Below are 15,177 nucleotides of genomic sequence, written 5' to 3' on the forward strand. Positions count from 1 at the left end.
GGCCGATAGACTCTCCGGTCATGAGCGTTGAAGAGGACACGGCCAACCACGGCCGGCTGCTGGGGACGGTTCGCGGTCCGCAGGACGTCAAGCGGATGTCCGGCGAGGAGCTGGACGTCCTCGCCGCCGAGATCCGGGACTTCCTGATCACCAAGGTCTCCCGTACCGGCGGGCACGTCGGGCCCAACCTCGGTGTGGTCGAGCTGACGCTCGCCATGCATCGCGTCTTCGACTCCCCCCGGGACCGGCTCCTGTTCGACACCGGCCACCAGGCGTACGTACACAAGATCATTACCGGACGTCAGGCCGGCTTCGACAAGCTCCGCCAGCGCGGTGGCCTCTCCGGCTACCCCAGCCAGGCGGAGAGTGAGCACGACCTCATCGAGAACTCGCACGCTTCCACCGCGCTGTCCTACGCCGACGGGCTCGCCAAGGCGTACGCCCTGCGTGGTGAGGCGCGCAGCGTCGTGGCCGTGGTCGGTGACGGCGCGCTGACCGGCGGCATGTGCTGGGAGGCGCTGAACAACATCGCCACCGCCGGCAACCCCCTCGTGATCGTGGTCAACGACAACGGTCGCTCGTACGCCCCGACCATCGGCGGGCTGGCCGACCACCTCTCCTCGCTGCGGCTCAACCCCGGCTACGAGAAGGTCCTCGACACCGTCAAGGACGCCCTCGGCTCCACGCCGCTGGTCGGCCGACCGATGTACGAGGTGCTGCACGCGGTCAAGAAGGGCATCAAGGACGCGGTCGCCCCGCAGGCCATGTTCGAGGACCTCGGCATCAAGTACGTGGGCCCGGTGGACGGGCACGACGTGACGGCGGTCGAGGCGGCGCTGCGCGCGGCGAAGAACTTCGGCGGCCCGGTCATCGTGCACGCGGTCACCCGCAAAGGCTACGGCTACCGTCCCGCCGAGGAGGACGAGGCGGACTGCCTGCACGGCCCCGGCAGCGCCTTCGACGTGGAGACCGGCGCGCTGCTGGCCGCCCCGTCGGTGAAGTGGACGCATGTCTTCGCCGACGAGCTGCTGGCCGTCGCCGACGAGCGCCCGGACGTGGTGGGCATCACCGCCGCGATGGCCGAGCCGACCGGCATCGCCAAGCTGGCCCGCAAGTACCCCGAGCGGGTGTACGACGTGGGCATCGCCGAGCAGCACGCCGCCACCTCGGCGGCCGGGCTGGCGCTCGGCGGTCTGCACCCGGTGGTCGCGGTCTACGCCACCTTCCTCAACCGTGCCTTCGACCAGGTCCTGCTGGACGTGGCGATGCACAAGCTGCCGGTGACCTTCGTGCTGGACCGGGCGGGCATCACCGGCCCGGACGGCCCGAGCCACTACGGCATCTGGGACATGTCGGTCTTCGGAGTGGTGCCGGGGCTGCGGATCGCCGCTCCCCGCGACGCCGCCACCCTGCGCGAGGAGCTGCGCGAGGCGGTGGCCGTCGACAACGGCCCGACCGTGGTGCGGTTCCCGACCGGCGCGGTCGCCGCGGACCTGCCGGCGCTACGCCGGGTCGGCCCGGTCGACGTGCTGGCCGAGTCCGCCCGTACCGACGTGCTGCTCGTCGCCGTCGGCTCCTTCGGCCAGTTGGGCATGGAGGTGGCCGCCCGGGTCGCCGAGCAGGGCTACGGCGTCACCGTCGTCGACCCGCGCTGGGTGCGCCCGGTCCCGGCGGAGCTGGTCGCCCTGGCCGCCCGCCACCGGCTCGTGGTCAGCGTCGAGGACGGCGTCCGGGTCGGCGGGGTGGGCGACGCGCTCGCCCAGGCGATGCGTGACGCCGACGTCCGGGTGCCGCTCAAGGACCTGGGTGTGCCAGCCGACTGGCACCCGCACGGCACCCGCGCGCAGATCCTCGCCGACCTGGGCCTGACCGCTCAGGACGTGGCCCGCAACGTCACCGGTTGGATCTCCAGCCTGGACGCCACCCCGGACCGCCTCACCCCCAGCGACGCGGCCGCACAGAACTGACGAGAACGAACGCGGCGGGCGTCCCTCGGGGACGCCCGCCGTCGTGTGTCCATCCCCAACGCCGCCCCCCGGCCCTCGCCCTCCCGCCCTCGCCCCGCCCGCCCCCGCCGATCTTGCGCTTTCGGTCGGCGTAATGCGCCTTGAGCCCCGATTTGTCGGCGCAGAAAGTGCAAGATCGCGGGTGGAGGGCGTGGAGGGCGGGAGGAGCGCGCTGCTTGGGTTAGCGGGGGGAGACGGAGCGGTAGTGGGTCTTGTCGGTGTTGGCGAGGCTGTAGGTCTGCGAGCGGGACGGGGTGGGGATGACCGCCAGGCCGGGGCGTTCGACCAACAGCGGAGTTCCCGGTGGGACGGACAGCGAGCTGTCCCGGGTGGCCCGCCAGCTCAGCACCACCAGCGGCTGGCCGGGCACCGGCAGTTGGTACGCCTGCAACGGGGTGGCCCGGTCGGCGGGTGAGACGACGGGCGCGCTTCCGTCGGCCGGTCGGTAGATCACCGCCGTCATCGCGCCAGCGTCAGTGTCCCAGCTGAGCTGCTGCAACTCGGCCGGCTCGCCGCCGCCGAGGGCGACCTCGCCGAGCGAGCGCACGGTGAGCTTCGCCATCGGCCAGGATGTCGGCACCGAGCGCGGGGCGTCCCGGTCCCCGATCCGGCGCGGGATGCTGCCGAACGGGCCCCGATCGCCAGCCAGTACGCAGGTGTCCAGGCCGGTGAGCGCCCGCCGGCCGGTGCCGGACTCGTCGCGGACCAGCGGGTAGCGCGGGTCGACGGTGCCGGTCCCCAGGTCGAGCAGCCGGTCGGCAGCGCGCCCACGGGGCAGCGACTCCGTGGTTCGCAGGGTCGCGGTCACCCCGACGGCCGTGCAGGACGGCACGTCGACCGGTGCGCTGAGGCCGTCCGCGATGGTCAACGTCCGGTCCTGTGGCCCGAGGAGGGTCTGCACCCGGGCCGAGACCAGGTAGCGCCGGCCGCCGGCCGTCTGCACCGGCAGCACGTCGGAGTAGACGAGGTAACCCGGGTCGGTGTACTCGGTGGCGCGGGTCACCGCGTACCGGTCGCCCTCGCGAGTCAGTTGCAGCAGCCAGGACGCGCTTTCGCCGGGCACGTCGGCGGCCACCAGCGCTACCGGTGCGCCGTCGACCCGACCGGAGAAGAGGATGCCGGACGAGGGCAGGTGCACGCGGTCGTCGGCCGGCGACCGCCAGCCCCGGACCGCGGTGGTGACCGCCGCCGTCGCCGTGGCGTCCCCGGCGAGGTCGCCGCGGGGCGGCCACACCGCCAGCGAGCCGTCCAGGCTGTCGTACCCGACCCGCAGGTCCTGCGGCTTCCGCTCGGCTACCGGACCGCAGGCCGTGCTGGCCAGCAGCGCGCTCAGCAGGACGGGAAGCGCCCTGCCGTACCGACGGCCTGGAGTCACCTGGCCCGCCCCCGATCGCCTCGCCGTCGCTGTCGGAAAGCGCCATAGTACGAGATGTCCGGTGCGGCGCCTCAGTTGGCCGGCACCCGACCCACCACAATGGACGCCACCGGGGCTTTAGGGCGTTTTGGTTGCTCCGGTAGACTCCGCCGACTGTGACGCCTGCCGAGTCCCGCGCCCTGCCCGCGCCGCACACGGAGGCGGCAGTCAACTCCGCCGAGCTGGTGAATTACCGCACACCGGCCGGCCTCTTCGCCGGCCCGCCGGCGCTGACCGCCCCCACCACGGAACCGGCCCAGCCCGAAGCGCCGACCCAGCCCAAGGCGCCAGCCGAGCCCGAAGCGCCGGCCCAGCCCGAAGCGCCGACGGAGCCCGAAGCGCCGGCCGAGAACGTGGTGCCGGCGCGGGTGTGGTGGCGTCGGTGGACTCGGCGTCGGCAGCACCTGGCGGTCGGCGGACTGTTCCTGCTCGCCGCCCTCTGGGTGACCAGCCGGATCTGGCTGGACCCGTCCGGCCGGGTGGCCTCGCTCTACACCGGTGACCCGGCCCAGGTGCAGTTCTTCCTCGCCCACTCGGTACGCGTGGTGCTGCACGGCGAGTACCCGTTCTACACCGAGCAGTTCAACTACCCGGACGGCGTCAACCTGATGGCCAACACGGCCGTGCTGGCGCTGGGCATCCCGATGGTCCCGGTGACGCTGCTCTTCGGGCCGGCGGTCTCGTTCGTGGTGCTGGTCACGCTCGGCCTCGCCGGCACCGCCATGGCCTGGTACCTCATGCTCTCCCGCCACCTGGTGCGTACCCCGCTCGCGGCGGCGGTCGGCGGCTGGTTCTGCGGGTTCTCGCCCGCGATGCTCTCGCACGCCAGTTGGCACCCGAACATCATCAGCCAGTTCCTGCTGCCGTTCATGGTGTGGCGGGTGCTGGTGCTCACCCGCTCCGTAAAGCCGGTTCGGGACGGGGCCGTGCTCGCCCTGCTGGTCGCCGTGCAGGCGTTCATCAACGAGGAGATCCTGCTCTTCACGGCGCTGGCCTGCGGCGTCTTCCTGCTGGCGGTGCTCGCCCAGGAACCGGCCCGGTGGCGGGCGGCCTGGCGGCCCCTGGGCGCCGGCGTGCTGACCTGCGCGCTGCTGGCCGGGGCGCTGCTGGCGTACCCGCTGTACGTGCAGTTCGCCGGGCCGATGGCCTACCACGGGCTCAGCGACGCGGTGCAGGACTACGGCAACGACATCGCCGCCTTCTTCGCCCCCGGCTCGCCCACCCTCGGCGGCAACCAGCGCGCCAACATCAACCTGGCGCCGAACTACTCCGAGGAGAACGCCTTCTTCGGCTGGAGCCTGTCGATGCTGGCCATCGGCATCGTGGTCTGGCTGCGCCGGGAGTTGATCGTTCGGGCGCTCGCGGTGACCGGCGTGTTCTTCGCGGTGCTCTCCCTCGGCGAGCGGGTCTCCTGGTGGGACCGGGAGCTGATCACCGGGCCGTGGCAGTGGTTGGTCCACCTGCCGCTGCTCGACGCGGTGGTGCCGACCCGGTTCGGGCTGATCACCAGCGTGGTGGTCGGTCTGCTGCTCGCGCTCGCCGTCGAGCGGGCCTGGGCGCTGCGTCCGGCCGACCGTCGTACCGTCCGGGTGCTCACCGCCGCGGGCCTGGCCTTCGCGTTGCTGCCGATCGCACCGATGCCGCTGCGGATGGTCTCCCGGCCGCCGGTGCCGGACTTCATCACGGCGGACCGTTGGCGGGCGTACGTCGGGCCGGACCAGACGCTGGTGCCGATCCCGGTGCCCAGCATGGGCAACACGCACGGCATGCGCTGGGCGGCGGCCACCAACCTGGACTTCAAGATCCCCGGCGGTTACTTCCTCGCCCCCCGCAACGGCAACACCGGTGACCCGGGCCGGTTCGGCGGTCGCCCCAGCGGGGTGGGTCAGCTGCTGGAGGAGGTGGCGACCACCGGCCGTACGCCCAAGCTGGACGACCGCCAGCGTCGGCGCTTCACCGACGAGCTGCGGCACTGGCGGGCGGCGATCCTGGTGCTGCCGGTGCGGCAGCAGAACGCCGAGCCACTACGACGTACGGTCGAGGAGCTGGTCGGCCCGGGCCGCCAGGAGTTGGATGTCTGGGTCTGGGACGTCCGGACGCTCACCGACCGTTCGGTCTGATGACCACCGGGACGACGTCCCCGAACACCTTGTCGCCGGCGACGGTCGGCACGTCCCGTCCGGCCTGGCTGCGGGACGCGCTGGTGGTGGCCGGCTATCTGGGTCTCGCCGTGCTGGTGACCAGCGGGCAGTGGGGCCGCCCGTGGCAGCTGTTCCACCAGGCGGGCGACCAGATCCTCTTCGAGTGGATGTTGGCCCACGCGGCCCGTGCGGTGGTCGAGGGGGAGAACCCGCTCCACAGCAGCGGGTTGAACGCGCCCGACGGGGTCAACCTGATGGCGAACACCTCGGTGCTGGGCCTGGGTGTCCCACTGACCCCGGTCACCCTGCTCTTCGGCTCGCAGGTGGCGTTCTGCGTGGCGGTCGTCTGCTGCCTCGCCGGGACCGCCGTCGCCTGGTACGTGCTGCTGCGCTGCCGGCTGGTCAGCACCCGGGCCGCGGCCGCGGTGGGTGGGCTGATCTGTGGCTTCGCCCCCGGCATGATCGCTCAGGCGGGCGCCCATCTGCACATCGCCGCCCAGTTCCTGGTACCCGCGATCCTCGCCCTGGTGTTCCGGCCCGCCTCGGACGTGGCGCGGCACGACGTGTGGAGGCCCGGCGTCGGCCTGGGGCTGCTGCTGGTCTGGCAGGTCTTCATCGGCGAGGAGGTGCTGGTCTTCCTGGTGCTCGCGGCCGGGGTCTTCGCGCTGGGTTACGCGCTCGCCGACCGGGTCGCCGCCCGGCGGCTCGCGCCCGCCCTGTTCGGCCGGCTCGCGGTGGCGGCCGGCGTGGCGGTGGTGCCGCTGGCGTACCCGCTGTGGTTCCAGTTCCACGGCCCGCAGCACTACACGGGGATGGCGTTCGCCACCCAGGGCTTCCAACTGGACGTCGCCTCGTTCACCGCGTCGGCCCGGCAGACCGTGCTGGGCGACGACTGGCTGCCGGGGTTGCTCTCGCCGAACCCGACCGAGGAGAACTCGTTCTTCGGCCCCGGCCTGCTGGTGCTCGCCGTGGTGATCGTGATCTGGCAGTGGCGACGACCGCTGGTCCGGGCACTGGCCGGCTGTGGCGTGGTCTTCGCCCTGCTCTCGCTCGGCGACGAGCTGCGGGTCGACGGTGAGGCCACCGGCATCCCGGGGCCGTACCGGCTGGTCGGCGGGCTGCCACTGCTCGATCTCGCGGTGCCGGCCCGCTTCGCGCTGGTCTGCGTACCGGTGCTGGGTGTGCTGGTGGCGCTCTCCCTGGACCGGGTCCGGGCCGCGCGCGGGCCGAACGTGGCGTCGGGCCTACCGGTGCGGCTGCTGTGGGCCGGCGCGGTCGCCGCCGCGTTGCTGCCCCTGACCCCGACGCCGATCCGCGTGGTGCCGGTCGCGCCGGTGCCGGCGTTCATCGCCGGCGGCGACTGGCGTCCGCTGGTGCCGCCCGGACGGACGGTGGTCGCGGTGCCCCCGGTCACCGGTGCCGGGCGTAGCCCGGTGATGCTCTGGTCGGCCCGTACCGGTCTGGGATTCCCCGCGCCGGGCGGTTACTTCATCGGCCCCAGCGGCCCGGAGGACCCGGCGGCCCGCTGGGGCGCGCCGGACCGGCCCACCTCGGTGTTGCTCCGGCAGGTGGCCGAGACCGGCGCGGTGCCGGTGCTCAGCGACGAGAACCGCCGTCAGGCCGTCGAGGACCTGCGGCACTGGCGCGCCGCGGTGGTCGTACTCGGCCGGCTGGAGCACGGTGACCCGGTCCGCCGAACCGTCGACGACCTGCTCGGCCCGGGCCGAGCGGTCGACGGCGGATGGTTGTGGGACGTCCGGGACCACGTCGGCTGAGCCGACCGATGGCGCGGCCTTCGGCTAACCCACCAGGGTGCGGACGTCCCAGACCCAGACGTCGTCGACCCGCTGCGGTGGCCCGAGCAGGGCGGTGACCAGCTCACGGAGCACCGCCTCGCGGGGGTGCGCCCCGAGCACCACCACCGACGCCCGCCAGAACCGCAGGTCCTCGACGGCCTGGCGGCGGTTCTCGTCGGTCAGCGCCGGTACCGCGCCACTGTCCATGGTGGAGTAGATGAGCGAGCTGGTCGGTCGGTTCGGCGCGCCGAAGACCCCCTCACCCAGCTCGTTCGGCCCGATGAAGTAGCCGCCCGGCACGGGGAACTCCTGCCCGGTCAGCGCGCTCCAGCGCAGCGTCGGCAGGCCGTGCACGTTGCTCGGGATCGGCACCGGGACCAGGGTTCGACCCGCCGGCACGTACGGCCGCCAACCGCCCGCGGTGATGAAGTGCGGCGGCGGGTCGATCTGCTGGGCGGGCAGCGGCCGGGGGAAGAGCGGCAGCACGGCGAGGGCAACCGCCGCGTACCCCACCGGGCGCAGCCACCGACGGCGCGCCGGGACCGGCGCGGCCGGCTCGACGGGCTCGGCCGACGTAGCCGGGGCCGCTTCGGCGGCGCGCTGGGCCGGCACCCGCGGCCGGTCGGCCACCGGGCGCCCCTGGCGGTGCGCGGCGTCCCAGGTCAACGCGAGCAGTACGCCCACCGCGGCGGCGACCACCAGCGTCAGCCGGGTCGGCATCATCATCTCGACCAGCGGCAGGTCGTCCGACACGTACGACCACGGGCCGCGAATGCCGGTCTCCACACCGTTGAAGCGCACCCACGGCCCGATCGCGGCCACGCTGAACACCACGATGAGCACCGCGACGATCCGGGTGGCCAGCGAGCGACGTACCAGCAGCGCCAGAGCGACCACCGAGAGCAGCACCAGCGGCCAGCCGAACCAGGTGTTCTGCTCGGTCAGGCCGATCGTCTTCTCCACGGCCGGGTCACCGGCCCAGGTGTCCCGGGCGAAGGTGACGAAGGCGACCAGGTCCTCGCCCCAGTTGTGGAACACGCCGCCCTGGAGGCCGCGGTAGGACTGCGGGCCGTTGAACTGGAACCAGATCGGGTACGCGGTGAGCACCAGGGCCAGCCCGCCGGCGACGCCGAGGCCGGCCAGGAACGTGCCGGCGGCGGCCCGGGCGGCCCGCGGCCGTTGCACGACGTACGCCAGCACGATGACCAGGCAGGCCAGCGCGGTGAGCAGCAACATCTCCTCGTTGATGAAGATCTGGTACGCCACCAGCGCACCGAGCACGAGCCCGTTGCGCCGCCACCGGCCCGGCTCGGCCAGGGTCAGCACCCGCACCACGATCAGCGGGAGCAGGAAGTTGGACACGAAGTTGGGTTGGCCGTTGGCGTGGTGGATGATTCCCGGCGCGAAGCCGAGGAACGCGCCGCCGACGAACGCCGCGGCCCGGGAGCGCACCAGGTGGCGGGAGAGCATCCAGTAGCCGGTGCCGGCGGTGGCCGCCAGCGCCGCACCCAGGTAGAGCGCGTACATCACCTGGGGGCCGAGCAGCATGGTCAGCGGGGCCAGCGGCAGGGTCACCCCGAGCAGCGAGGTGTTGGCCATCATGTTCACCCCGTCCGGGGCGTTCTGACGGGCCGTGAACAGCGGGTTCTCCAGGTGCCGCACCGAGTACGCGCCGTGCGCGAACAGCCACTCGAACCAGCTGTGATCGGTGGGCAGGTGCGAGGAGACCCGGCCGGTGACGTCACCCCAGTAGTTGAGGCAGACGAAGGCGCCCAGCAGCACATAGGCTCCGAGGGCCAAGAGGTCGGCTCGGGCCGGACGGCGTCGAGGCCGCCGTGTCGACTCGGCCTCGGCCGGGTCGGCGTCGGTCAGGGAAATCAGCGAAGGGTCTACCACCGGCACAGCCACGACGCGCCATCGTACAGGCGGGGTTCCGTCGCTTTTGCCGGCCCGGTGCGCTGACGGTCGGTTTGCCGGACGGCGACCCGTCGGCCAGCCTTACCTGGTGACGGAAGGACGGTCGTTGTCGATCATCGAGCTGGGCGAGATTCGGGACGAGCCCGCGTCGAAGGCTCCGGTTCGTCGCCCGCGTGCCGCCGGTCGCCCGCTGCGCAGCGCGGCGGTGCTGGTGCTCAGCCTGGTGGTGCTGGCCGGTGCCGCGCCGGCAGCGCAGCGAACGGTGAGCGTGGTGCCGGCGTCGCGGACGTCCACCGCGTACCTGGCCGGGGACGCCGTCTTCGTGGTCGATCCGCCGGCACCCGACGGCGACCGGTACCTGACCGCGTACGCCCAGCCGGCACCGCCTGGCGCTGCGGTGCGGCGGCGGTGGCAGGCGCCGCTGGCCCGCACCGGTGACTACCTCGACGTCCGGGTCCAGCGGGGGTTGGTGCTGGCGATGGCGGTCAACGCCCCGAACCGGGTGTTCCAGACCACCGCCTTCGACGCCACCACGGGCCGGCAGCGCTGGCAACACCCCGGTGCTCCCCAGCCGACAGCCGGCGGTGGTCTGCTGGTGACCGACGTCCGGGAAGACGGGTCGGGCGCGCTGAGCGGCGTCGAGCCCGACACCGGCCAACTGCGCTGGTCGGTGCCCATCCCGTCGCCCGCCACCCCCTCCTACCACCTCACTCCCGAGGGCCAGGTCGACCGGTTCGTGCTCCTGCGACCCACCGGCGAGGTGCAGGTGTACGACGCCGGCACCGGCCGGCTGCTGCGCAGCGTCGACACGCTGCCCGCTGACCGGTCGGCGTACCAGCGGGTGCAGGTCGTCGGTGACCTGCTGCTGCTCGTCCCGCCCGGCAGCACCCGGCTGGTGAGCTTCGGGCTGGCCGAGTTGGAGCCACGATGGACGGCCGAGGTGACGTTGGTGTCGCATGTGCTCGACTGCGCCGGTCTGCTCTGCGCGGTTCCGCAGACCGGCGGCCTCCAGGTGCTCGATCCGGGCACCGGCGCGGTGCGGTGGTCGGAATCGGGCCAGGACAACCTGGCTGACGTCCGGCACGGCCGGTTGCTGATGGCCAGGCCCGGCCGGGGATACACGGTGCGGGACGCGGCGACCGGGCAGGTACGAACGGAGCTGGGCGCGTGGAGCCTGCTGCCGGTGCTCGGACCGGACGATCCGCTGGTCGGGGTGCGGCGGAGCGACGGCGGCCGGATGGTCGTCGCCGAACTCGACCTGGTGGCCGGCCGACCGCGGATCGTCGACGTGCTGCCGGGCATCGCCGGCAGCTGCCAGGCGTCCCTGCCGGTGCTGCTCTGCCAGCGTCTCGACGGCACCACCGCGCTGTGGAGGTTGACCCGGTGACCGGCTCGGTGATCGACCTCGGCGAGCTGCGGCACGAGCCGGAACCGGACCCGCTGCCCCGCCCACCTCGCGCTCATGGTCGCCCGCTGCGCTGCGCGCTGGTCGTGGTGCTCGCGCTGGTCACGCTCGCCGCCTCCGCCGTCGCACCGCCCCGGCTGGCCCCGTTGACGCTGCCGGGCCGGCCCGGGTCCGATGTCATGATCGATGGTGACCTCCTCCTGGTGATGGAGCCGGCCAGCACCGAAAGGCGGCAGGCGCGGCTGGCCGCGTATCGGCTGCCCGGCGGCGAGCCGGTCTGGCAGGCGCCGCTGTCGGCGGAGGCCCGGTACTGGGGGGTGACTCCGCTGGCCGGGACGCTGCTGGCCACCGGGTACGAGATCGGCCCGGAGGGTCGGGACACACTCACCGTCGCACTGGACCGGGCGACCGGGGCGTACCGGTGGCAGCAGCCGGGCACCGTCTCCAAGCTGACCGACGGCAACCTGCTGCTGCGCAGCGGCGGCGAGACCTTACCGTCCAGTCTGCGCGCTGTGGATCCGTGCTGCGGCACCGTGCGCTGGCAGCTCTCCGGGCTCAGCGCCGACATGAGCGTGCGGGGCACCGAGCTCGGGGTGGACCGGGTGGTGCTCAACCAGTTGGACGGGCCTGTCGAGGTACGCGACGCGATCACCGGCGCGGTGCTGGCCCGCGCCGATCTGCGCCCGCCCGACGGCGGTCCGATCGGACTGGACCTGACAAAGGACCTGCTGCTGGCCATCGACAGAGGCTCGGGCACTGTCACCGCGTACGGGCTGGACCAGCTTGTGCCCCGCTGGACCCGCGCCAGGCTGCACGTCGACTTCGCGTTGGACTGTGGCCCCGTCCTGTGTGTGCGCACCGGCAACAACGAACTACAGGCGCTCGACCCGGCAACCGGGGAGGTGCGCTGGCGCAGCAGCCAGTGGGGGTGGGCCTGGCCGGCCGACGGCCGGCTGATGGCCAACCTCAGCGGTGTCGGCCCGTTGGAGCAGTACATCGTGCTCGACGCGCTGACCGGCCGGCAACTGGCCGACCTGGGCCGGTGGGAGCTGTACCAACTTGGTGTCGGCGGCCGGCTGGTCGGCATACGTCGGCCTCCCGACGGAGGGGTGCTCGTCGGCGAGTTGGACATCGCCGCCGGAAAGGTGCGCATCGTGGACGTGCTGCCCGATGCCACCGGGGAGTGTCAGGCGATCACCGGCTACCTGGTGTGCACCACCACTGCGGCCGGCTCGTACCAGCTCTGGAAACTGACCGACTGATCACCAGTTGGCCTGGGCGGGCGGCGGGGGCAGTGGCACCGACGCGGGTCGCAGTACGTACGCCACCCCGCCGCTGCCGCGCTGCCAGACCGCCTCGAAACCCCGCCGGGGCACGGTACGACGGACCGCGTCGTCGTCCGGGGCGTACGGGTCGTTGAGCACCGGGTCGCCGTCGGCGGTGAAGCCGACCAGCACCATCAGGTGCCCTCGGGTGTCGTATGCGAGCCCCGGCACCTCGTCGGCCCGGAACGCGGCGGAGACGATCAGGGGGATGCCGGCGGCGACGAACGCCTCCGCCTCGACCAGCGACCGCAGTCGGGTGACGAACGCGTCCACCCCGTGCAGTCCGGCGTACGCGGTGTTGAACGGCCAGTTGCCCGCCCCGGCGTACGCGTGGTCGTAGCAGTGTCGGGCGGCGTGCACCACCACGGGGCGCGGGCCGGACGGCTCCACCCAGGCGTAACGGTCCGGTGTCGGGTTGGCGCCCCAGTAGGCGAGCACCATCGAGGTGCAGGTGGGGCTGCACCAGGAGTCGCCACCACCGCCCCACTGCGGGTACTGGCCGACGTGCAGCCGCTGCGAGTAGCGGGGGACGTCCAACACCCGGCCCCAGGCGGCGGACGAGGTCGGCTCCTGCTCGTACCCCTGGCCGGTCGGGGTCGGCCCGGTGGCGACCGCGCCGATGCTGCGCAGCACCGGGCCGGCGGGGCTGCCGGCGGGTCGGCACAAGGTCACCCGCGCCTGCCAACCGGTGACCGTCGCCCCGGTCACGATCAGGGTGTCGGTGTCGACCCGGGCGGCACTGTCCCGCTGCCCGGGCAGCGAGGTGCGTCGTACCGTGTGGTCGCCGGCGGCCCAGCGGGCCAGCCGGTACCAGTCGGTGCTGGGCCCGTCGTCGTGCCAGCCGCGCAGGTCGATCTCGATCCAGCAGCCGTCCGGGGTGTCCGCCGTCCAGGACGGCACCACCTCGGCGACGGCGAAGCCGACCCGAACCGGCGGCGACGTCCAGGCGCCCCGCTCGGCGACGCCGTCGAGGGCGAGCCCTCGACGGCTGGCGCGCAGGCCGTCGCCGCTGCCGCTGGTCGTGTCGCCCGGCAGGTGGAAGCCCCGGTAGGCGATGTCCCGCCGGGTGGGTGGTGCCGCAGTGGTCATGCCAGGTCCGTCCGTCGCTCGGTGCCGCCGGCCAGCATCGCGTACGCCGTGGTGGCCCGCAACGCCGGCCGGCGCGGGCGGCGAGGGACGATGGTTGCCGGCCGGCACTAGGTTGTCGGTGGTCAGCAGCGAGGAGGCCGGGATGCGGGTACTGGTGGTCGAGGACGAGCGCAACCTCGCCGACGCGATCGCACGCGGGTTGCGCAAGCGGGGGATGGCGGTCGACGTGGCGTACGACGGCGACGCCGGCCACGAGGCGGCGTTCGTCACCCGGTACGACGTGGTGGTGCTCGACCGCGACCTGCCCGGCGTGCACGGCGACCAGATCTGCGCAGACCTGGCGGCCTCCGGCGCGTTGACCCGGGTGCTGATGCTCACCGCCAGCGGCACCGTGGCCGACCGGGTGGAGGGGTTGCAGCTCGGCGCGGACGACTACCTGCCCAAACCGTTCGCCTTCGACGAGTTGGTCGCCCGGGTGCAGGCGCTGGGCCGGCGGGCCACCCCGGCCGCGCCGCCGGTGCTCGAACTGGCCGACCTGGTGCTGGATCCGGCCCGCCGGGTGGCCACCCGGGCCGGAGTGCCGGTGGACCTCACCAACAAGGAGTTCGGGGTGCTCTGCGAACTGCTCAAGGCGCGGGGCGCGGTGGTCTCCAGTGAGGAGCTGCTGGAACGCGTCTGGGACGCGAACACCGACCCGTTCACCACCATCGTCCGGGTCACCGTGATGACGCTGCGCAAGAAGCTCGGTGACCCGCCGCTGATCGAGACGGTGGTCGGCGCGGGCTACCGCACCGCCGAGGTGAGCGCATGAGCCGCCGGTTGCGGCCCACCCTGCGGTTGCGGCTGACCCTGCTCAACGGTGTGCTGCTCATCGGGGCCGGGGCGATCCTGGTGCTGCTGGCCTGGCTGCTGGTCCGCGACGCGTTGCGACCCACCGACGAGTTGGTGCCCGGCACGACCGTCCTGCTCTCCGACGGCCGGGAGATGGACGCCGCCCAGTGGCAGCGGCAGCTGGTCGATGCGGCTTCCGGGGAACTGCTGGCCAAGGGCCTGGTCGCACTGTTGGCGATCAGCGTGGTCGGGGTGGCCGGCGCGTACGCGGTCGCCGGGCGCGCGCTGCGCCCACTGCACCAGGTCACCGCGACCGCGCAGCGGCTCGGTGAGGCGACCCTGGACCAGCGGATCGGTTACTCGGGCGCCGACGACGAGGTGGCCGAGCTGGCCAAGACGTTCGACGCCATGCTGGACCGGATAGCGTCCGCGTTCGAGGCGCAGAAGCGTTTCGTGGCGAACGCCTCGCACGAGCTGCGGACCCCACTCGCCGTGATGCGGACGGAGATCGAGGTGACGCTCAGCGACGACGACGCGGACGCCGCCGAGTACCGCCGGATGGCGACCGTGGTCCGCGACGCCTCCGAGCGGGCCAACGGCCTGGTGGACGCGCTGCTGGTGCTGGCCCGCAGCGAGGCGCAGGCCGGGCGGCAGCTGGGCCGGCGTACCGAGTGTGACCTCGCGGCGGGCACCGCCAACGCGCTGTCGGCGATGCGCCGCGAGGTGGAACGGATCGGCCTGCGGGTGCAGACGTCGCTGGAGTCCGCGCCGGTGGTCGGCGACCCGGGGCTGCTCGACCGGCTGGCCGGAAACCTGATCGAGAACGCGGTCCGCTACAACCACCTGCACGGCCGGCTCTGGGTGCGTACCGGCACCGACGGCGACCGGTCCTGGCTGGTGGTGGGGAACACCGGTTTCGAGGTGGACCAGGCCGACGTGCCGGGGTTGTTCGAGCCGTTCCGGCGCGGTGGCCGGGAACGCACCGGCGCCCGCGGCTCCGGCCTGGGGCTGTCCATCGTCCGGGCGGTCTGCGATGCGCACGGCGGCTCCGTACGGGTGATCGCGCAGCCCGGCGGTGGCCTGGAGGTGACGGTCACCCTGCCGTCGGCGGACGCCCCGGCCGGGCCCGGAACGGTGCCCCTCGCCGGCTGAACGGGGTTGCGCGCCCCGCTCGGCCGGTGGCAAGATCGACGGGTCAGCTCGGAGAGTGAAGGGGGTGCGTCGATGTCCATCAGTCAAGGCTCCGCACCCCG

General features: G+C 73.2%; 10 protein-coding genes. 7 read left to right on the forward strand and 3 right to left on the reverse strand.

The annotated features are described in order from the left end of the window. Positions 1-20 precede the first annotated feature (20 nt). The gene (gene dxs, locus AC5L30_RS16305) at positions 21-1,967 is read left to right on the forward strand and encodes a 1-deoxy-D-xylulose-5-phosphate synthase (protein ID WP_494868169.1); all 1,947 of its coding nucleotides are present in this window, start codon (positions 21-23) and stop codon (positions 1,965-1,967) included. A 220-nt stretch (positions 1,968-2,187) separates the two neighbouring features. On the opposite strand, the gene AC5L30_RS16310 is transcribed toward dxs, so the two are convergent. Next, a complete protein-coding gene (locus AC5L30_RS16310; protein WP_494868171.1) occupies positions 2,188-3,381 on the reverse strand; it encodes a hypothetical protein in 1,194 nt (397 codons plus the stop codon). 392 nt (positions 3,382-3,773) lie between these two features. On the opposite strand from AC5L30_RS16310, the gene AC5L30_RS16315 reads away from it, so the two are divergent. Both AC5L30_RS16315 and AC5L30_RS16320 read left to right on the forward strand, forming a co-directional pair. After that, entirely contained in the window at positions 3,774-5,540 is a 1,767-nt protein-coding gene (locus AC5L30_RS16315; protein WP_494868289.1) for a DUF6311 domain-containing protein, read from the forward strand. Beyond that, complete coding sequence (locus tag AC5L30_RS16320) at positions 5,540-7,336, forward strand: DUF6311 domain-containing protein (protein WP_494868172.1); 1,797 nt, start codon at positions 5,540-5,542, stop codon at positions 7,334-7,336. Before AC5L30_RS16315 ends, AC5L30_RS16320 begins: the two co-directional genes overlap by 1 nt. Positions 7,337-7,360: 24 nt before the next feature. On the opposite strand, the gene AC5L30_RS16325 is transcribed toward AC5L30_RS16320, so the two are convergent. Further along, complete coding sequence (locus AC5L30_RS16325; protein ID WP_494868291.1) at positions 7,361-9,253, reverse strand: DUF6311 domain-containing protein; 1,893 nt, start codon at positions 9,251-9,253, stop codon at positions 7,361-7,363. A 109-nt stretch (positions 9,254-9,362) separates the two neighbouring features. Here AC5L30_RS16325 and AC5L30_RS16330 point away from each other — a divergent pair, with 109 nt between their 5' ends. Both AC5L30_RS16330 and AC5L30_RS16335 read left to right on the forward strand, forming a co-directional pair. Continuing rightward, entirely contained in the window at positions 9,363-10,661 is a 1,299-nt protein-coding gene (locus AC5L30_RS16330; RefSeq protein WP_494868173.1) for an outer membrane protein assembly factor BamB family protein, read from the forward strand. Further along, the gene (locus AC5L30_RS16335; protein ID WP_494868175.1) at positions 10,658-11,941 is read left to right on the forward strand and encodes an outer membrane protein assembly factor BamB family protein; all 1,284 of its coding nucleotides are present in this window, start codon (positions 10,658-10,660) and stop codon (positions 11,939-11,941) included. Before AC5L30_RS16330 ends, AC5L30_RS16335 begins: the two co-directional genes overlap by 4 nt. On the opposite strand, the gene AC5L30_RS16340 is transcribed toward AC5L30_RS16335, so the two are convergent. Next, positions 11,942-13,093, reverse strand: a complete 1,152-nt coding sequence (locus tag AC5L30_RS16340) for a C39 family peptidase (protein ID WP_494868176.1) — start codon at positions 13,091-13,093, stop codon at positions 11,942-11,944. Positions 13,094-13,235: 142 nt separating this feature from the next. On the opposite strand from AC5L30_RS16340, the gene AC5L30_RS16345 reads away from it, so the two are divergent. Next, a complete protein-coding gene (locus AC5L30_RS16345) occupies positions 13,236-13,904 on the forward strand; it encodes a response regulator transcription factor (RefSeq protein ID WP_494868178.1) in 669 nt (222 codons plus the stop codon). Next, the gene (locus AC5L30_RS16350; RefSeq protein ID WP_494868179.1) at positions 13,901-15,076 is read left to right on the forward strand and encodes a sensor histidine kinase; all 1,176 of its coding nucleotides are present in this window, start codon (positions 13,901-13,903) and stop codon (positions 15,074-15,076) included. Before AC5L30_RS16345 ends, AC5L30_RS16350 begins: the two co-directional genes overlap by 4 nt. Positions 15,077-15,177: the final 101 nt, after the last annotated feature.

It is taken from the genome of Micromonospora sp. BQ32 (assembly GCF_059358895.1).